Source organism: Photobacterium kasasachensis, from assembly GCF_050336885.1.
Lineage (GTDB): Bacteria > Pseudomonadota > Gammaproteobacteria > Enterobacterales > Vibrionaceae > Photobacterium > Photobacterium kasasachensis.
In genome coordinates this window covers 109304-129891 of record NZ_JAKJSH010000007.1, presented here as the reverse complement: position 1 = coordinate 129891, position 20588 = coordinate 109304, and the positions used below count along the sequence as shown (strand labels likewise).

Sequence of the window (20588 nt, the reverse complement as noted above, 5' to 3'; positions counted from 1 at the left end):
CAATAATTCTCGTATATAAATCACAGTGCAACTCGTAAAGTCATGAGTAGTAAGGCTTTTTGTTTTTATATGATTATTTGACAGGCGTTGAAGTATGTTACATCCACAAGCTCTCTCCATTAGGAATATTAGTCAATGGAGTCTTAAGACTAAGTTAACACTTGCATTTTTGTTAGTAGGAATATTTCCTGCTTTAATTAATACAATTATTGCAACCATACAATCTAATCAAGATGTTGAAAGTAAGGTGTTTCTTAAGTTAGAAGCCATCAATAAGATAAAGAAAAATCAAGTTAATAGTTTCTTCAATGAACGTGAGGCTGATATTAATGTCTTGGCGGCTTTAATCCCGCAGTTAGATGAAGAGCTGTATGATTCATTCTTTTCAGATTATATAAAACAGTATGATTATTACGACTTGTTCCTGATTAACGAGCAGGGAATGATATTCTATACTGTGACGAAAGAAGCGGACTACCAGACCAACATATTGACAGGGAAATATTCGGGGTCAAATTTAGGGAAACTTATTAAGCAGGTTCGACAATCAAGCCGCTATGGCATTGTTGACTATCAACCTTATGCTCCTAGTAATGGCGATCCGGCTGCTTTCATCGCCAAGCCTGTTGATGGTGCCAATACAATAGTCGCGCTACAGCTATCGCAGGATGGTATTCAGCATATCATGACGGTCCGTGACGGTATGGGGGAGACAGGTGAAAGCTACCTAGTGGGTGATGATAGGTTAATGCGTTCTGATTCGTACCTAGATCCAACCGGTCGCTCAATGAAAGCTAGCTTTGCCGGGACCGTTAAGAATAATGGTGTCGACACTGATGCCGTCAACCGTGCACTGAGTGGGCTGGGTGGTGTTGACATCATTACTGACTACAATGGGAATGATGTATTATCTGCCTACGATAGTATTAAAATTGGCAGTTTTACATGGGCGATTCTAAGTGAAGTGGATGCCCAAGAGGCATTTGCTTCTGTTGAGCGCACGATGTTTATTTCCGCGCTGTTGATTGTCGCTACCGCAATCATTGTCTCTTTACTCGGATTTTACAGTGCACGTAGAATTGCGACACCAATTATTGAAGCTGCAGATGTTGCGCAGAAAGTCGCTGACGGCGATCTCACTCACAATATAACGGTAAATGCTCACGATGAAGTTGGTATGCTGCAAACGTCTCTAGATAGGATGCTGGCTAACTTGCGTACTATGGTCGGTCAGTTAACGGATGTTGCAAATCAGCAGGGGGCGACGGCTGATGAACTAGCGGCTGTGACAGAGCAAACCAGTGCGGCCGTTACTGAGCAGCAGGCTCAGACAGCCCAAGCGGTTACGGCAACGACCGAAATGGGGGCAACAATTAGGGAAATAGCTGGAACCACAGCCACTGCATCCAACGTGTGCGAAGATGTTCTGGCAAAAGCGAAAGAAGGTGCCGATCATATCGAAAATACCTATAGCTCTTTGGTCACATTAGGCGAAACGACACAATTGACAGCTGAGCAGATGGTCAATCTTCGCCATGACTCAGAGAAGATAGTTAACGTATTGGGTGTTATCAAGCAGATTGCTGAACAAACTAATCTATTGGCATTGAATGCTGCCATTGAAGCAGCTCGAGCTGGTGAACATGGACGTGGATTTGCTGTCGTTGCTGATGAGGTACGTCACCTTGCACAGTCTACGCAAAAATCGACCTCGGAAATTGAAGCCATTATCGAAGCTATTGTGGGGGGAACAAATGCTGCTGTTGAAACTATGGAAACAAATGTTGAGCAGACGAACAAGGTACAACGGATAGCCGAACAGGCTAATCAGATAAACAGTATGCTCTCAAAAGAGGTTGGTGGTATTTTTGATATGGTTGTACAAATAGCGGCAGCAACTGAACAGCAAGCGACGACGATTGATGAAATAGCCCAAAATATTGAGTTCATCGATACTGGTGTATCTGAAACAGAAAAAGCAACTCGAAATATTGCAGACTCCAGCAGTGAGTTATCGCGAATGGCACATGCTTTAAATATCGAAACTCAAAAATTCAGTACGTAGCGGCTTAGATAATTGCGTTGGGAAAATTACTTAGAGGAAGGCATGAATTATAGCTAACTGGTTATTCTAATTAAAAAACTAATAGCGCAGTTATAAGAGATTGCAAACCAGAAAGAATGGTCAAACATTTATTTAATTGGGATAAGTGCTTGATAAAGAATGAATGAAAAAATGCCACTCTGAATAAGGAGTGGCATTTTTGTTATGTGTGTTTTATTGGATTCTGAGTCCCATAAAGGTTACTTAATTTGTTAGACAATAAACTTGTTCATCACACTATCTTGTTCACGTACTTTGTTGATTTGAACTCCCATTGCCTCGTTGGCACCATTGGCAGCATCGGCAACCTGTACCGAGAGCTCTTTGATGTTCAGGGTGTTGGTATTTATTTCTTCGGCAACCAGGCTCTGCTCTTCAGCTGCAGAAGCAATCTGCAGGTTCATATCGTTGATTTGCTGAATTGCGCCACTAATGCGTGCCAAGGCTTCATCTGCCTCCTGCGCTTTTACAACGGTATTGGCCGCTGTTTCCTTGCTTAGCCCCATAACACTAGCGGCTGAGCTGGCGCCAGATTGAAGTTGCTCAATCATCTGGCGGATTTCTGTCGTTGACTGCTGAGTACGCTGGGCAAGTGTGCGAACTTCGTCGGCGACTACGGCGAATCCACGGCCAGAATCACCGGCACGTGCAGCTTCAATCGCTGCATTGAGTGCCAGCAGGTTCGTTTGGTCAGCAATTTCATTGATCACCTTAAGGATGGACTCAATGTTGCCGGTGGCTGCTTCCAGTTGTTTGACGACCTCAACAGCCTCATCGATTTGTTCCGACAGATTGGTAATGGCAGTCGCGGTATGGGAAACCACGTCACTTCCCTCGGTCACTGCTGTGTCCGCAGCTTGAGCCGCAGAGGCGGCACCTTGCGCATTACCGGCGACATCTGATGACGTGGTCGCCATTTCATGCATAGCCGTGGCGAGCTGATCCAGTTCCTGCAACTGAGCAGACATCGCACTGGCAGACTGTTTTGCGCCTTCTGCCGTCATTTCTGTGCCTTGCATGATGTCATGGCTTAATGACTTGGACTGAATGATAAGGCCTTGTAGCTTTTCGGTGAAGGCGTTAAAACCCGTTGCCAGCTCGGCAAACTCGGCATCGGTGCTGGTGTCCAGACGGCGGGTCAGATCGCCCTGACCGGATGCCACGTCCTGAATTGCGATATTCAAGTCTTGCAAAGGACGCATGAGTACTTTGATAAGAAGAAGCAGGGCAATAATACCGGCAATCAGAGCAACAACTGAATAGATGATGGAATCTGTTTTTAGCTTGTCAACGGCGGCAAATGCCAGGCTTTCATCCAGAATAGTACCAATGTACCAGTTCTGGCCTGCAACCTGGGTAAAAGAGAGCTTAACAGTTTTACCGTTGAGTTCAGTTGTTACTACCTTGTCTGAAAGAGCTTGATTACCCAGGAAGTCTGACATTGGTTTGCCATTATATTTCTCTTCAGGGTGCGCAATAACGGTACCATCGTTGGCAACGATAAATAGGTAACCGGCATCAAACAGTGAGACCTGATTTACCAGTTCAGCCAGGCCGCCTAGGCTAACGTCAAAGAAAATGGCGCCGGTAAATTCACCGCGTGCAAATATTGGCGTTGCAATGGAGACCAAAATCTCTTTGGTAGCAGAGTCGGCGTACGGCGCGGTGATCACAAGATCACGGGCTTCTTTGGCGTCTATGTACCATGGACGTGCCCGAGGGTTCCAGTCACTGCCCGGGTTCCAGCTCGGGTCATTACTGGTATAGCTGCCATCTTTCTCAAAGCCGAGTCCTGTCAGGAGAAAGGTGTTCTTCATTACAGGCTGGCTGATAACGGTTTGGATATTATTGAGTGATAAATCTTGCTCAATCAAGCTAGTAGCGTAACTGGCAAGTTCTTTGCGACTGCTTATCTCGGCATTGACGGTATTACTCATACCAGAAACAATTTCCTCAATACTTTCCATGACCAGAGTCTGGATCTGAGATTTAGTATTGAAATACTGATTGGCAGACAGCAGAGATAATGCTGCAAGCAATATGGCGGATGATGTGGCGACCACTTTATGGCTGAACTTCATATGATGAGACCTCAACGAGCACACGTATATTTATAGGTTTGATAGCCATTGTGTCGGCTGGGTAACGGGATTGTTAATAGCGGTTGTGTAAATATGTGATCGCGGAATGTGTTTTTTTGCTGGTAATTAAGTTTATAAAATCTGTATTGCAAAACACGGCTAAATTCTGCACTTTTAAATATTAAAGCAGTTGAATATTGCGATTTAACGCTTGTAAATATAGTTAAAAATATAAAAAGAAAAGCGGCATGATTGCCGCTTTTTTTTAATTAACAATGTAATTGCTAATCAATTAAATTATATTCATCGCGCAGAATATTAATAATTTCAGCTTTAGGGTTTTCACTCAGTGTGATTTTTTTGCCGGTGATTTTTTCAGCAATGCTGGTGTAAACCTTGGAGACTTGCATGAGCACCTCTTGTGGCAGGGCGTTGTCACGCGCTAATGCCGAACGTTCATCCATGCGATCTTTGTTGAGCAGGATGTCAGGATCTGGGAAGTGGTTTAGCAATAGCTGGCGGAAATCTTCTTTAGAATTTTCAACTATTTTTCCTTCACGGAAAGCGGCACCTTCCCAGATACGTGATGAATCAGGTGTACCGACTTCATCCATATAGATAAGTTTATCGTTGCCTTGGGCATCAGTGACATAGCCAAATTCAAATTTGGTATCGACAAAGATTTGGTCCAGTTTTGCAAGGGCGTCACTGATCACACCAAAGCCTTCTTTCAGTAAGGTTTCGTAGCGAGCAATATCATCCGCTGAACTGAAATTAAAGGCGGCAAAGTTATCTTCAATGTTCTTTCGGCTGATGTTGACATCATCAACGGCCGGAACGCCAGGAATGCCTTCAAGAATGCCTTTGGTGGACGGGGTGATCAGTAATTCTGGTAGCTTCTGATCTTTTTCCAGCCCCTCGGGTACATTAATACCGCAGAACTCACGTTCGCCATTGGCGTAGGCACGCCACATCGAACCCGTGATGTACTGGCGACAAATGGCTTCGATTTTGATCGGTTTGGCTTTTTGCACAATCCAGACAAATGGATGGGGGATATCAAGAATGTGGCTATCGGCCAGGCCGTTATCGCGGAATAGCTTAAACCAGTGATTAGAAATAGCATTGAGCGCGGCGCCCTTGCCCGGAACGCCTTTCATTCCGCCTTCGCCATGCCAGATACAGTCGAATGCGGAGATACGATCACTGATCACCATGATGGCGAGCGGGGCATCTGGCTGTACGTTATAGCCTTTTTCCTTGATCAGACGGCGGCTATCTGCTTCCGTCAACCAGTACACGGAACGTACTTTTCCGCTATGGACGGGTTTGTCTGTACGGATCGGGAGATCGTCATTTACAGCGAGAACTTGATCAGCAAGGCTCATGGTGAATTCCTATTTCAAAAGTCGAGACAAAGATAAAACCATGCAGGTTAGGCCGGATATGTCTTCAAAACAGCAGCCTAGCCTGTAACTGTGGCTGATAATAGCAGAAGCCATTACAGCTTTCAGCAAATAAAGCAAACGTTTGCGTGATTTGATTTGCAGACTATACCGGTGGGAATTTGAATTTGGTCTGTTAGTATCGATTTTGAGGAGCGAAGTGGCGTGAGTTGTGGCAAAATCACCGTCTTTTCGTTTTCAGGTTCAGGTCCACTATGACGCGCTATACCCCCGAGCAGACAGCATTTATTAATCACCAAACAGGTAATGCCCTCTGTATCGCAGGCGCAGGAACGGGGAAAACCACAACCCTGGTTGGCCTGATTGAAAAGAAGCTGGCGTATATCCCTGCCGAAGCAATGTTAGTGATGATGTTCAACCGCGATATTCGTACCGACTTTCAGCAGAAACTCGTCACAACGGGGATAGAGCAAAACGTACCGGTCCATACTTTTCACAGCTTCTGCCTCAAGCTGCTTAATCAAACAGGGGTTCTCAGAGAAACGGGCTTTCGCGTTGATTATCAAAGCGGTGAGAGTGATAAGTCACTGGTAAAAACAGTACTCCGGGCAGTGGCAGGACAGGAGAAAAGCTTCCAGCGCCAGCAAATGGTCAAAGATCCCAAGACCATTGAGCTCTTGTTGAGTTTTATCGGCCTGGTTAAGGCGTATATGCTGCCGCCACGCGAAGTGTTCCGGATGTCAGAGATCAGCCGGGACTATTTGTTCATTATTGATGCCTATGAGCAGTTCGAGACCTTGCGCAAGCAGCAAAAGGTGCTGTTTTTTGATGACTGGCTGGTGGAGTCGGTGAAATTGCTCGAAGGCAACGATGCAATACGTGAGCATTATCATCAGTACTGCAAGCTTGTAGTGGTTGATGAGTTTCAGGATATCAATACGGCTCAGTACCGCTTGCTCAAACAGCTGCTGGGGCCAGATACACAACTGCTGGCTGTCGGTGATGTTGATCAGTGTATCTATAAATGGCGGGGTAGCGCACCTCAATTTATGCTGGATTTTGAACAGGATTTTGCTCCTGCCAGTACCTATACCCTGTCTCGTACCTTCCGGTTCGGGCATAGTTTGGCTTTGTCGGCGAGTCATTTAATCGCTAACAATAAGCAACGATTTAGTGATTTCCTAACCATTTCTGATGAAGCTATCAGTGATACCGCCATTGAGATGTTAGGCACTTCGCGTCAGGTCGGTGAAATTGCCCAGTCGGTGCAGAACTACATCGCTGACGGTGGCGAGCCGTCAGACGTTGCCATTTTGGTTCGGCGCTGGTCGCAGACCTTGCTGTTTGAGCTAGCATTTTTGAGCAAGCAGGTGCCATACCAAATGCCGGTGCCCTCGGTATTGGCCAATAGCCGGGAAGTTAGGTTGCTGATAGAACTCATGCTGCTGGCGACAGGCAGGTACGGGGAGATGCCTCAGCAGCAAAAGTCTTTGTTGCTATTTGGTTTTTTGAGCTTTCCCCATTGTTATGTACCGAATAAGGCACTGCGGCCGCTGTGCGATCAGCTGGCCGGTATGGAAACCACCAACTGGCTGGTGTTTATTGGTCGGTACGAGAAAGCGAACAGTAGCCTGAAGCTGGATAATCTGATCGAGCGATTGGATTTGCTGGTTCGATTACAGCGAAAGGGGAGCTTCAAGGCGCTGGAAGTCTATAACCAGTATCGCAATGACAGCGGACTCGATAGCTGGATATGGAAAACCGAGGCAACAGCGACTGAAATTGAAGAGGCCATTGAAAGGCTCGACAGTGTGGCAACGGTGCTGGAATCGATGGATCAGAATTGCGAAAAAGCACTGCAGTATTTCGAATATTACACTCAGCAGTCGGCACAGCAATCTGCCCAGCGAACTGGGGAGACCAATAACGAAGCTTCGGGTGTCCAGTTGACAACGATTTTCCGTGCCAAAGGCTGTGAATATAATCATGTTCACCTGCCTTTCTGGGATAAGGATGCCTTCCCTTATATGAATAAATCGTCGGGGAGTATTGCTGCCGATGTTGAGGAAGAACGGCGGCTGGCCTATGTTGGCCTGACACGGGCTAAAGCGCGGGCAATGGTGTATTTCACCGAGCCGGATAAACCAACGGCCAAAGCGACCAATGCGAGTATTTTTGTATTGGAGGCGAAAGTAGATCTGGCCAGAGAGCTGGGGCCGAAGTTGTACCAAAGTGGCGAACTGCCCCATCACCGGTCTCCTGTTGTCTGCGAGTATTACAGGAAACTAGGGCGTGAAGCGGATGTTCAGTCTCCAATTGAAATCATGATTGATGCTCAAGGGGCTGGCAATGATTCGGACACCAGCCAAGGCTACAGTTACCAGTGGGCACTGGCACAGCCGTTGCCGGTCAACGCTGATAAAGTCATCAGTGCAATGATCCGCACTAAGACAGCCAAGTACCTTGATTCTGAAATCAGCCGGGTGATCCGCGAGCTTAATACTTCGTCGGAGACCAAGAAAAAAGTATTGATTAACCGACTTATTGTAGCGGCGAATGCCAGAAGCCGGGTAAGGCGGTGATTGCGTTTTTACTAATTTTATCAATAGAATAATTCTTTGCGCGATATCGACAATTCACTGCGAGAATATTCTCGCTATCAGAAATAATGTGAATACACTCGAACGCCTGACAATTTAAATTTGAATCACATCGCACCGTATTTTTGTTGAACAAATAATAACCAGAACCCGAAAGATAGAACGGAGGCTTGTTATTTATGTTAAACATTAATAAGACTAAAAGAATTGGTTATTTGATTGGTATGGCACTCAGTGTTAGTGCAAGCGGCGTGACTCTCGCTAATGTACAACCTATAGAGTGGGTGCCAGGTCAGACTCAGGTTGTTAATGGTGATGTTGTTAGCTACAACGGAAGTTGCTATATCGCCCAAAATAATCCGGGCGCATGGGATACACCGTCTGCGTCATCATCATGGTTTTGGAAACCCTCGGATTGTACCACCCCTGTAGAGCCTGGTCCGGGACCAGGTCCCAACCCTAATCCGGAACCCGGCCTGACGGTGATCCCTGATGGCAAAGGCGGGTACTTAATGCCGCGCAGTGAGCTGGAAGCTTTCGAAACACAACAAACCAGCACAGAGCTGTTTAGTTTGGTTCGCTCAGATATTGCGACGCTTGATAATGCATTGGTGGAAGCTGTGACTCCTCTGAACATAGCGAACCCGGAGAATGTCCGTCGTGTCGAGACGATTGTTGATGAGGCGATGTGGAACTATCTTTTCCCGCTGCGCAATGAGAAGTACACCTATACACGTTTTCTACAGGCTATAGCCAAATTCCCTGCATTCTGTCGAACATATACCGACGGTCGTAATTCAGACGACATCTGTAAACGTTCTATCACCACCATGTTTGCCCACTTTGTCCAGGAAACAGGGGCACATGCTCCAAGCTGGGAGACATCAAAAGGGGTACCAGAGTGGCGTCAGGGACTGTATTACCTGCGTGAGATGTATAAGTCCGAAGATAAGCCCGACAGCACCTACAGTAAATGCAGCGGCTGGCAGGGCGAGAAGTGGCCATGCGCGCCAGGCAAGAGTTATTTTGGTCGTGGTGCTAAACAGCTGAGTTGGAACTATAACTATGGCCCGTTCTCGGAAGCGATGTTCGGCGATCAGAGTATCTTGTTGGAAAACCCCGCATTGGTTGCCGATACCTGGTTGAATCTTGCTTCGGCAGTCTTCTTCTATGTCTATCCTCAGCCACCGAAGCCGAGTATGTTGCATGTCATTGACGGGACTTGGAAGCCAAATGCCGCGGACAAAGCGGCGGGCATCGAGGCCGGATTCGGGGCAACCATTCAGATCATCAACGGCGCCTATGAATGTAACAAGGGAGCCGAAACCAATCTGGCGCAAAACAGAATTGATTATTATCGTCTCTTTGCCAAAGAACTGAATCTTGATATCACCGGCGAGAAGTTGGGTTGTGCCGATATGAAGCCATTTGATACAAGCGGAGCAGGAGCGTTAATGATCACCTGGGATAAGGATTGGGGCTGGAATCCGAATACTCCGGGGAACCATAGCTTTGCATGTAAACTCGTTCCTTATCAGTATGCTTTTAATGCGCTATTTAAAGGTGATTACGAGAAATGTGTCGAGTACCATTTCAATGTCCGGGCCTATGATGAAAATGGCAATGTGATCCCGGATGGACAATAGTTCGGGCGGGTAAAAAAATGGTCAGCATGTTGCTGACCATTTGTTTTTAATTAAAGAGAAGGGCTTGTGTTAATGCTCGTCCCTTTCGCCGTGTAGAGCGATGTTTCGGTTCTTAACCCTTTGATGAGACTCACACACATCAATAGGAGAATAATGGTAAACGGTAGGGCTGTGGCAATGGTACCTGCCTGCAGAGCCTGGATTGCTTCGGTTCCGCCGACCCACAACATGACTGCCGCAATTGCGCCCTCAACGGTTGCCCAGAAGATACGCTGCGGAACAGGAGCATCCACTTTACCGCCAGCAGTAATGCTATCGATAACCAGAGAGCCTGAATCAGACGAGGTGATAAAAAACACCAAGATTAGCGCGATAGAAATTACTGAGATGATTGAGCCAAATGGCAGAGCATCAAATACGTGAAACAGAGTCAGAGAAATATCAGTCAGCCCGTTTGCACCTAGCTCACCCACTTTATTCACCACCTGGTCGATAGCAATACCACCAAACACAGACATCCAGATTAGGGTAATCAGGGTTGGAATAAAGATTACGGCAATCAGGAACTCTCTAACCGTTCTGCCTTTAGAAACGCGGGCAATGAACATACCGACAAATGGTGACCAAGAGATCCACCAAGCCCAGTAAAAGACTGTCCAGCCGTGCATCCAGGTCTCATCTTCACGACCATGCGGGTTGCTCAGGGGAATGATATTTTCGACATAGCCCATGAAAGTTGCTGGAAGGGAACCTTTTGCAATGGCAAAACCAACCAGAGTAACGAAGACAAGCAGTGCAAAGGCAAAAAGCATGTTGATGTTGCTTAGCACCTTAACGCCGCCTTCAATACCACGAACAACAGACATAACAGCCAGTGTAGTAACAAAAGCAATGACGGCTAGCTGCATGCCAAGGCCACCATCGGTGCCAAAGACATGATTGATGCCACTGGTTGCCTGTTGAGCACCAAGCCCTAAAGAAGTCGCAAGACCAAACAGGGTAGCCAGAACAGCCATAATATCAATGGCGTTACCAAACCAACCCCAAGTTCTATCGCCGAGAATTGGGTAAAAGATTGAACGGATAGAAAGTGGCAGGCCTTTGTTGAACGTGAAGAAAGCCAGAGACAGGGCGACGATTGCATACATAGACCATGCATGAATCCCCCAGTGGAACATGGTTGCTCCCAGAGCGACTTCCTTCGCCTCCGGTGAATAAGCTTCTACGGCAAGAGGTGTTTCATACCAGCCAGTAAAGTAGGCTGTTGGCTCTGCCACGCCCCAGAACATCAGACCGATACCCATACCGGCCGCAAACAACATTGCAAGCCATGAGATCTTGGAGTGCTCAGGTTTGGCATTGATGCCCCCGAGCCTAACTTTGCCAAGCGGCGAGACTATCAGGCCAAGGCAAAAAATAAGGAAAATATTGCCAGACCACATGAACAGGAGGTCAAAGTTTTCAATGATTTGAAACTTTAGGCCATTGAGGGCGGCTTTGGCAGTACTTGGATCTACAAGCAAGAGTGCACTCAAAAATAGAATAATCAGTCCGGCACTGATGCCGAACACTGGGTTATGAACGTCAAATCCCCATTTTTGAATGTTGTCTTGCCCAACTTCGTAATCCGTTGTTTCTATACTGTATTTACTAAATACGCTATCCATACTTCTTCTCGAACGTTTTGTCCTCTAAGTATTTCCCTCTGGTAAACATGATCTAAACAGCTCAAAACAGAAAAATACTTAGACTTCAAATTAAAAAAATCGGCAGAATGTTAACATTGTGATAAGGGTCTCACAAGTTTTGATTTGAATTTCATCATTTGACAAAGGTTTTTATCAGTAAAGCGGTAACTTGTGTGGTGGAATGTTTTGACCTCTAATTATTCATGTCGTATCTATCGTGAAGCGAGTGATATAGCGGGATGGCGTAAGAAAACCAGCCACGGGAAGTGACTGGGTGTGGTGCTCGTTGAGGAGTGTTCTAATTGTGGTAAGCCGATCAGTTATTTTTCTTGGATTTTGGTTGCTATAGCCATTCGGTTCCATGCATTCATGGTTGAGATCAGCATAATGAGCTGCGCAATTTGTGGTGGGTCGAACGACTCCTCAAGTTGCCTGTAAGTGGTATCGCTGACACCGTTATTTGATATCTGCGTTGCTTCTTCTGTTAGGGCAAGCACTGCCCGTTCTTGGGGGGTGAACAGTTGTGATTCTTTCCACGCAGGCAGAGAGAACAATCGTTCCTGACTTTCTCCGTGTTCAAGTGCGGATTTTGAGTGCATTTGAATACAGTATGCACAGCCGTTGATTTGCGATGTCCGGACTCTGATGAGTTCTTCCAGGATCGGCGGCAGGTTACAACTCTTGATATATTTTTCTAGTGTAAACATTGCGTTATAAGCTTCAGGCTGGCTGGTGTAGATATTAACTCGGGACATGAGTCGCTCCTTGATTGGTTTTGGGTAATGTGTGCATGCCCCAAATATAAAAGCTCCTTTTGTTGACATAAATGTACATTTTGCTAAGTAATTAATAGCAAAATAGCATTAATTAAGGGGGAAGAGGCGAATGAAACTTAAACTCAGTGAATTGGAAGTGTTTATTGCCGTTGCGGAGTCCAGTAGCTTCAATCTAGCTGCAGAGCGACTAAATATCGCAAGCTCTGTGGTGAGTCGAACGATAAAAAAACTGGAGGCAGATCTGGAAACAACCTTGTTTAACCGGACAACGCGTCGTGTGACGTTGACAGAGGAAGGTTTGTGGCTCATTGACAGGGCAAGGCATGTTTCTGAAGGCGTTTCGGCTATCGAGCATCACTTTTCTCGCAAATATCAGCAGCCTGTAGGGTCTTTAACTGTCGATGCGGCCTCATCATTTGCTTTGAATGCAATCGTGCCTTTGTTACCGGTATTTGTTCAGCGTTATCCGGATATTAAAGTGACGCTTGTGAGCAATGATTCGATCAGTGATTTAATCGAAAGAAAAGTGGATGTTGCGATTCGAATTGGTCAACTAAGTGATTCGAGCCTTAAGGCCCGAAAGCTAGGAGTGACGCAGCGGGGGTTATATGCAAGCCCTGGTTACCTTAAGCGGATCGGCTATCCCGGTCGCATTGACGAGTTACCTACACATAAGCTTCTTGGATTCGATAAATACAAGTTGCTTAATCACTGGCCGTTGCTTGATCAGCATGGAGAAAGGCTGAGTATTACGCCTGATATGAGCAGTAACAGCGGTGAGACTCTGAAGCAGATGGCAGTAAATGGGTTAGGAATCGCTTGCTTGTCGAATTTCACCGTTCAGCAGGAACTGGAAGCTGGCTTGCTTGAACCGGTATTAGAGCAATATTGGGTGAACGAGGATATACCAATTCATGCTGTATTTTATTCCGAACAAGCTCTGAGCCCCAGAGTACGAGTATTTATTGACTTTCTGGTGGAGCAAATCCGGTTCACTTAAAGGGGCACTATGCCCATCCATGTAAAGTGTCTGTGGAGAAAGGCAAGGTATTCTTTATGGAATATTCTCTATTGGCATCAGTTATGTAATTTTATTCTTATATTGCAATATTTTGTTACATTGGTTAGACTCGCCGGAAAAATACGGTGTTCATTTAGAGTTCCGATCCTTTCATAACACATTTTTCTGTTGAGTTTTAAAATGAATAATAATTTGTTGTTACCTATATGTATTGCTTTGAGTTTGTCTGCATGCGGTGGTGGTGGCGGAAGTGATGCCGCGGCATCTCCAACTACTCAGGAAAAAGGAACGTTTGTTACGGTTACACCTTCGGATAACCAGGGGGGAGCAGTAACTCTTGGTTGGAATCAGGTCAGTGGAGCTGCTTACTACAAGCTTGTTCGTTATCGTTCGAGTGGTCAGCGTTTATCTGATGAGGTCGTTGCTTCACGGTTAACAGGCACTTCGATGAAGCTGAGCCTTGAGCTGGTTGATATGGATGCAACCACGGCTGATTACGAGCTGCTTGCATGTGATAGCTCTGACTACTGCTTTGTAAAATCAGCGAAGTTCCGGCTTGAAGACTTGGATCAAGCCGTTTCAAAAGTAAAAACTAGCGTTAGTCGCTATGATTCGGATAGTGCACGTTTTGGTAATGCTGTTGCGTGGCAGCAGGATTACCTGTTGATCAATACTGTTGATGATTCGAGACGCATTGCCCAAATTTATTCTGCTCATGAGAACGGACAATACCAGGTTGATGAGAACCTTTTACGAAAATCATATTTAATAACAGCTGGCAGTCATACGACTCGAGCTAATGGTTTAGTGACCGTTGGCAGCTCTTTCGATGATTTTTTCCTGGCTGCGGCAACGGTACCGGGAACAACCGAAACAGATAAGTCAGAAGCTTTTGTCTATATGGCCAAAACAATGGATATCACCAATAATGGTAAGCCTGAGCGTTGGCTTCAAGGTCATACATCGCCACGCGGTCCTGTAAGCGACGGTTATGGTGCCTCTTTGGCAAGTTCGGGTAAAGATGGGGGCATGGTTGTTATGGGACATCCGGCACAAAATTCGAGTGGCGAGGTTTCATATTACTACTTTAAAGATCTGAAGTTCCCGGCCGCACCCGAGCAATATATGAAGACGATCCCGTCTCCGGGCCAGTTTGTCGTCAAACGCCCTGATGATTTGGCAGCAGATGCAAAATTTGGTGCCAGTATCGCTATTGCTAAGGATGAAGTCTTGGTTGTTGGTGCACCAATGGATTCGTTGCTAAAAGGTACGGCCAGTGAAATTAAGCACGGTGGTGCGGCTTATGTTTATCGCAAGGCATTAGCACCAAGAAATACGAGTGAAATTTGGCAGCTAGAAACGGTTCTGACTTTGCCTGATGGTTATCAAAAAGAAAACAGTGGCTTTGGTAGTTCCGTTGTAATCAATAAGGCAGCGAACCTTGTTCTGATCGGCGCGCCGGGAATTGATCGTGTGTTGACGTATAAATACGATGAACAAAGAGGCTTTTGGAGCCAGATTGATGCAATTTCTCCTGTGAAAGCCTCTGCGGGACAAAAGTTTGGTAGTCAACTTGCTCTCAGTGATAAAGGCTTCCTAGCTGTTTCGGCACCGTTAGCACCATGGCGAGGATTTGGATTCCATACCAGTCCTGATACATTGGAGCGGGGTGGTGATCTTGATGGTACCGTCTATATTTATCGCTTGAATGAATACGGTGACCGTAAATTTGCCTGGGAAGGAGCGATTACTGGAGACAGTGTTTCTGGGGTCAATGAAGAGTTTGGCGCATCACTGAAATTCAAACCAGGGACGAATAAATTAGCTGTAGGTGCCCCTGGCCACCCGTCTGATCCAAAACTAGATTGGAGTGACCGTTCATGGCCTAATGCTGGCGCAGTATATATTTTCTGATTACGTTACAAATATATCGTTTAGCAGAACAAAAAAACCGGCATTATGATGCCGGTTTTTTGTTAGACGAGTGGTTCAATAAGACAATAAGGATCATTTTCTTGATACCTGTAAGCAGTTCTGCCCGTTGGCATTGGTATGGAAGATTTATATAGAAATGGCTCATAGAACATTCTATTTTTTGAAATAACTTAAGTTTCAGTTCAAGCAATTAATTAAAAGGCTGAAGATCAATATTTTCAAACTCACAGACTTCACGAACCGTTGGATGTTGAGCCATGCGTTTAAGGTACGTACTTAAATGGGGGAATGACACCGGTGATTTCTTGGTGCCAAGCGACCACAACGAGAGCATGAATAGGAAGAAGTCACAGGCGGAGATATCATCGCCGAGCAGATATTGTTTGCCTGCTAATGCTTCATTGATAATTTGCAAAGATTCCGCAACGCGTTCATCTTGCGCTTCTCTAATCGCTGGTATGCCTCCCTCGTTAAACGTATGTCTATGTGGGTAGTAACGGACCATAAGTTCAGCTTGAAGTGTGTTGTTTAAATAAGCCAACCACTGAAAGAACAATGGCCTTTCTTTGCTTCCTAACGGTGGAATTAAGCCTTTTTCGGGGTGCTGTTCACAAAGGTGAATACAGATGGCCGGACTTTCGAATAATGTTTTTTCATCATCAATCAATGTAGGGATCCGGCCCGCAGGGTTTAACTTCAGGTACTCTGAAGACTTTTGCCCATTAGATTTTCGGTCAACAAGTATCAGGTCATAATCAAGCTGCATCTCATGAAGCAGAAAGTGGGGAGCTAGACTGGCGTTGTTGGGGTAGTAATATAGTTGGTACACGTTGAGTCCTTTTCAATAGTATCTAGGGCTTTTAGACTGAAGGGCTAACAACAGACAGCTTCAATTTTGTTTCCGTCTAAGTCGTAGATATATGCCGCGTAATAAGATTTACCATACTGGGGGCGCAGTCCGGGCTTGCCACCACAGCGGCCGCCTTGCTTCAGAGCAACTTGATAAAATTCGTCGACAGACTGTGTTGTCGGGGCAGTAAAGGCAAAATGAGAACCGTTTCCGGATGTTGGCTTATCGTCACAGGGGCTGCCAACCCAAAACTCGAAGCTTTCACCGTATGAAGCGGCAACACCATCGATAACGTGTGAGCGTTGAATTTCAAGTGTTGCAAATACTGCATCATAGAATCGAATGGCAGCTGAGATATCATTTGTACCGACTGAGACATGGTTGATGATCACAACAGGTCCTTATTAGACAGATTGATATTGTATATATATACAGTAATGATACAGCAACGTTATATTGATAAAAAGTACTGATTTCAGGTGGTTATTAATATGGCCTTTGCAAATGACAGCAGTATGACTTTTGCACTTTAGAGTAGGGTAAGCCCTTGGATTAATGCGCCTTGGGGATGTTTTTATTATTTGAGTAGAACTAGTGAGTTACAGGGTCACCTTTGATGGTGTTTGGTTATTGATGAGGATTGAGATAGTAAGGCACTTAGGCGGACCATTTTAAGTAGATGCCACGTCACTATTGGATAACTTAAGTGAATGAAATGTTTTTAACATTTGGTTACACTGAACCAAATTCATACTAACAATAAGTAGCGATGAATACAGAACAACAACTGACAAAACGAGCTGCGATTCATTACACGCTTGCAGCAGGGATTTTTAGTTTGTATGGCGGGCGGGTATGTCCTTTTCTCGATACGCTTTCGGGATGGCAGGCCGGGCTCTACGCCTTGGTGGCATTTTCGCTGATGTTTGCGTTGCGATCGTTATGGATCAAAGCCGGTGACAGTATCCACTGCGTAACAAAGAATCTGGCTATATTCGCTGTAGGAGCCATTGGACTGTCTGTCTGGTACAACGTTTTTCATGACTTCCCCATCGAGAGCAGCTTTAAGGTCTTGTTTGGTATTGGTAGCCTGGGTGTGCTGATCAGCCTGGATCTCTCTTTGTATAGTCAGATCTTGCATTATCCCAAGCAGATCAAGGTATCGGAGCTGGCGGGTATTCAGAGTTATCGTCATTCACTTGCCTTCCAGATGGCGGGGATGGTGGTGTTTGTGGTTACCTTGCTGACAACGATACTGGGTATGCTGATGCTCAAAGATGTCCGTTGGCTGGCTGAAAACATTGCGGTAACGGGTCCGCATTCTGCGATTGTCAGTATCGTCAAAGAGTTTGTCTATGTTGCCGTTGTTCTTGTCGCCTATACCGTCTCCATCATGTATCAGTGGCTGAAGTTGTTGCGTTTATTGTTAGTCAACCAGCAGCAGGTGCTCGAAGAGGCGGCTAAGGGAGATTTATCTGTTCGCGTGCCCGTTGTCCAGCATGGCGAGATGGGGACAATTGCGTATTATACCAATGAGATGCTGATCCGACTGGAGAAAAGCTATGATGAGGTTAACCAGACTCGCGATGTAGCTATTGTCGGGCTATCGGCTCTGGCTGAATCCCGCGACAATGAAACTGGCGCACATATATTGCGAACGCAGGAGTATGTCAGGGCGCTGGCCAAACGGCTCAAGTATCGAGATGCTTTTCGTGATTATCTGACAGATGAGCGGATAGATTTGCTGTATAAGTCGGCTCCACTGCATGATATCGGTAAAGTTGGGATTCCGGATGCGATACTGCTCAAGCCGGGTAAACTCACTGACGAAGAGTTTGAGACCATGAAAACGCACGCCCTGATCGGAGCTGAGTCGATTGCAACGGCTGAAAAACAAATGGGAAGCTCGACCTTCTTGTCTCTGGCGCGTGAAATTGCACTGACTCACCACGAGAAGTGGAACGGAAGTGGCTATCCGGCCGGATTAGCTGGAGAAGAAATACCCTTGTCAGGCCGGTTGATGGCATTAGCTGATGTCTATGATGCCCTGATTTCGAAGCGAGTGTACAAGCCTGCGTTTAGTCATGAAAAGGCCAAGGCAATCATTCTGGAAGGGAAGGGAACACATTTCGATCCGCAAGTGGTCGAGGCCTTCTTAGAATGTGAAAATGAGTTTGTGGATATTGCGCGAAATTATCAAGATGAAGAGGCGATGGTCGCTTAAGTAAATTATTCACGAGATATATAAATGCCCGCTTTTTTGCGGGTTTTTTTATAAATGAACTTTTGTTGCACTTTATTACTTTAATTGCGATTACTCGTTATTGTCGGAATTAGATACCATGTTGATGATGACATCGGCATTTCTTGATATTGATTGACAAAATAAAAGGATAGAGATTGTATTTGTAATACAATCTCTGGTACTAATAGCCCCGATGGAATGTTGTGAGGGAACAACGACAATTACTAATCTATAAAGAGTTTTATGCCTGAGCCTTCAAAGTTGATAGCGCGTTTTTCAATTCTATTAATCATGCTTGCTGCCGTGACGTTTTCCTATCGTTCAATGGCTGGTCAAGACAGCAACCAACCCTGTACCCATTTCTTGAAGTCGATATCAAGCGATAAGGAACAGCCTTTGCTGGATCTTTATGTACAGTCTTTAATTGCACCCAAAAAAGCAGAGCAGCGCCTGCCGGTAGTGGCAAAAAAAATAGATCCTTCTTATTCCTCAGTAAGACAGGCGATATTTTTGCTGGTTAAGTACAACATTGAGCAGGCCGAAGGTGACAATGATATTAAGGCAATGAGCTATATTCGCGAGCTAAAGCAGCTTGGCGAGAAAACTGGCAGTAAATGGATGGTCGCTGAGGCATGGTTGGCTGAAGCTGCTGAGCTGGTGGATAAGCGAAACTACGAACTGGCGGAATCAACGGTAGCTGTCGTTGTCGATCTGGCGAGGGAGCTGGAGTATTCATCCTTGCTTGCCCGTGCGCTGAAGTGGCAGGGAAATATCTATATTGACCGTTCGGAATATAAGCAGGGACTACAGAGCTACCAGAATGCGTATGAGATTTTCCTCGGGTGTGGTGACAAGCTGCAAATTGCCCGCGTTCTATCGAATATTTCAACGGTTTATATACGTATGGAGGAGTGGGACAAAGCTGACCATTACCTGAGCCAAGCGTTGGATATCTATCATGAGCAGGCATTTTCCAATCCATTTGCCGAAGCAATACTCCATATCAATGGCAGCGTTATTACTAAGTATTTAAATAGACCAGACGAGCGTGTTGCTCATATTAACGAAGCGATGAAAATGGCGGCAAAAACCAGCTCTTACCGTGTGAAGCTGACTGCCCTCATGAATCTGTCTGCCATGCAACAGGATCATGGTATGCCACAGGAAGCGATGGAGAGTTCAATAGCTTGCCTGAGGTTGGCAGAAACATATAACGAGCCCCGGGGGATCGCCAATTGTAATGAAAGCTTGGCTGAGTCGTATTTGTTGTTAAATCAAACTGATCAGGCACTTGAACATGCCTTTCTTGCCCTGGATACCTATGAAAAAAGGAAAAATCGCAAGCGCTACATCTACGTGAGTAATATTATTGCTAATATTTATGAGGCATCGGGCGATTTCAAGCTGGCCCTCAAGTATTACAAACAGTATGCAGTACAAGGCAAAGAGTACTTGTTTGATGCTAGGAGGAAAGAGCTGTTTGATTTACAGGAGCGGTTTGAAGCGAAAGAAAAAGAACACGAAATCGTGCTGTTGAAAACGGAGAATGCCTTGAGCTCAGCGCGTCTTGCAGAGCAGGAAGCCCGTGAAAACATGCTGAAGGTCGGCACTGTATTAATTTTGATTGTGCTGTATATGCTTTACCGTCGCTACAGCAGTATTAGCCGCAACAATATCGCTTTGGAGCAGTCAAATGCGGAACTGGCCACCCAGTCGATGCAAGATCCGCTGACTCGTCTTAACAATCGTCGTTACCTTGAAAGGTGGCTGACAACCATTTCTTCAAGACCCGAGCAAAGAACCGCTCTTGTGGTATTACTAGACATTGATCATTTCAAATCTATCAATGACAAGCTGGGACATGATGTTGGTGACCAGGTGCTGATCTTGCTGGCTCAGCGAGTAAAAAAAGCATCGTGTAGCGGGGATCTGAGTGTTCGCTGGGGAGGGGAAGAGTTCGTGTTGATAATCAATACACCTGAACATGAAGCCGATAATATTCTGGCGTGTCTAAGCTCGGCTATTTCTGAAACAGCTTTTCCTACCAGCGCCGGAGATATTACTGTTACTGTTTCTATGGGGGCAGTATTTACAGCGTCCCAGCAGCAGTTGCAGAGTGAGTGGGATGCAATTATGATGGCGGCCGATAAAGCGCTGTACAGCGTAAAAGCGGCAGGAAGAAATGGATACAAATTAGTAAATTACCCATGTTGAGTACACGGTTTACGGGGTATTA

General features: G+C 45.7%; 13 protein-coding genes. 7 read left to right on the top strand and 6 right to left on the bottom strand.

Features of this window, described 5'->3' with window-relative positions; genetic code table 11:
- Window positions 1-94 precede the first annotated feature (94 nt).
- On the top strand, window positions 95-2065 hold the full coding sequence (locus L4D19_RS10460; RefSeq protein ID WP_428452407.1) for a methyl-accepting chemotaxis protein: 1971 nt from the start codon (window positions 95-97) through the stop codon (window positions 2063-2065).
- Between the two features lie 251 nt (window positions 2066-2316).
- Here the strand turns inward: L4D19_RS10460 and L4D19_RS10455 are convergent, their stop codons facing one another.
- Window positions 2317-4185 carry a methyl-accepting chemotaxis protein gene (locus L4D19_RS10455; RefSeq protein ID WP_428452406.1) on the bottom strand — a complete coding sequence of 623 codons (1869 nt, stop codon included), beginning with the start codon at window positions 4183-4185 and terminating at the stop codon, window positions 2317-2319.
- 284 nt (window positions 4186-4469) lie between these two features.
- Window positions 4470-5573 carry a phosphoribosylaminoimidazolesuccinocarboxamide synthase gene (locus L4D19_RS10450; RefSeq protein WP_428452405.1) on the bottom strand — a complete coding sequence of 368 codons (1104 nt, stop codon included), beginning with the start codon at window positions 5571-5573 and terminating at the stop codon, window positions 4470-4472.
- Window positions 5574-5845: 272 nt separating this feature from the next.
- Between L4D19_RS10450 and L4D19_RS10445 the strand changes: the two genes are divergently transcribed.
- A complete protein-coding gene (locus tag L4D19_RS10445; RefSeq protein ID WP_428452404.1) occupies window positions 5846-8173 on the top strand; it encodes an ATP-dependent helicase in 2328 nt (775 codons plus the stop codon).
- Between the two features lie 197 nt (window positions 8174-8370).
- Entirely contained in the window at window positions 8371-9837 is a 1467-nt protein-coding gene (locus tag L4D19_RS10440; RefSeq protein WP_428452403.1) for a glycoside hydrolase family 19 protein, read from the top strand.
- 50 nt (window positions 9838-9887) lie between these two features.
- Here the strand turns inward: L4D19_RS10440 and L4D19_RS10435 are convergent, their stop codons facing one another.
- Window positions 9888-11504, bottom strand: coding sequence for a BCCT family transporter (locus tag L4D19_RS10435; protein WP_428452402.1), 1617 nt, complete (start codon window positions 11502-11504; stop codon window positions 9888-9890).
- Between the two features lie 341 nt (window positions 11505-11845).
- On the bottom strand, window positions 11846-12280 hold the full coding sequence (locus tag L4D19_RS10430; protein WP_428452401.1) for a carboxymuconolactone decarboxylase family protein: 435 nt from the start codon (window positions 12278-12280) through the stop codon (window positions 11846-11848).
- Window positions 12281-12410: 130 nt separating this feature from the next.
- Here L4D19_RS10430 and L4D19_RS10425 point away from each other — a divergent pair, with 130 nt between their 5' ends.
- Both L4D19_RS10425 and L4D19_RS10420 read left to right on the top strand, forming a co-directional pair.
- Window positions 12411-13301, top strand: coding sequence for a LysR substrate-binding domain-containing protein (locus tag L4D19_RS10425; protein ID WP_428452400.1), 891 nt, complete (start codon window positions 12411-12413; stop codon window positions 13299-13301).
- Window positions 13302-13502: 201 nt separating this feature from the next.
- Complete coding sequence (locus tag L4D19_RS10420; RefSeq protein ID WP_428452399.1) at window positions 13503-15236, top strand: hypothetical protein; 1734 nt, start codon at window positions 13503-13505, stop codon at window positions 15234-15236.
- Window positions 15237-15447: 211 nt separating this feature from the next.
- On the opposite strand, the gene L4D19_RS10415 is transcribed toward L4D19_RS10420, so the two are convergent.
- Together L4D19_RS10415 and L4D19_RS10410 are read right to left on the bottom strand one after the other, a co-directional pair.
- A complete protein-coding gene (locus tag L4D19_RS10415) occupies window positions 15448-16086 on the bottom strand; it encodes a glutathione S-transferase family protein (protein WP_428452398.1) in 639 nt (212 codons plus the stop codon).
- Window positions 16087-16130: 44 nt separating this feature from the next.
- A complete protein-coding gene (locus L4D19_RS10410; RefSeq protein ID WP_428452397.1) occupies window positions 16131-16499 on the bottom strand; it encodes a VOC family protein in 369 nt (122 codons plus the stop codon).
- Between the two features lie 377 nt (window positions 16500-16876).
- On the opposite strand from L4D19_RS10410, the gene L4D19_RS10405 reads away from it, so the two are divergent.
- Both L4D19_RS10405 and L4D19_RS10400 read left to right on the top strand, forming a co-directional pair.
- Window positions 16877-18331: an HD domain-containing phosphohydrolase gene (locus L4D19_RS10405; RefSeq protein ID WP_428452396.1), complete on the top strand. Its 1455-nt coding sequence runs from the start codon at window positions 16877-16879 to the stop codon at window positions 18329-18331.
- Window positions 18332-18595: 264 nt separating this feature from the next.
- Window positions 18596-20566, top strand: a complete 1971-nt coding sequence (locus L4D19_RS10400) for a tetratricopeptide repeat-containing diguanylate cyclase (protein WP_428452395.1) — start codon at window positions 18596-18598, stop codon at window positions 20564-20566.
- Window positions 20567-20588: the final 22 nt, after the last annotated feature.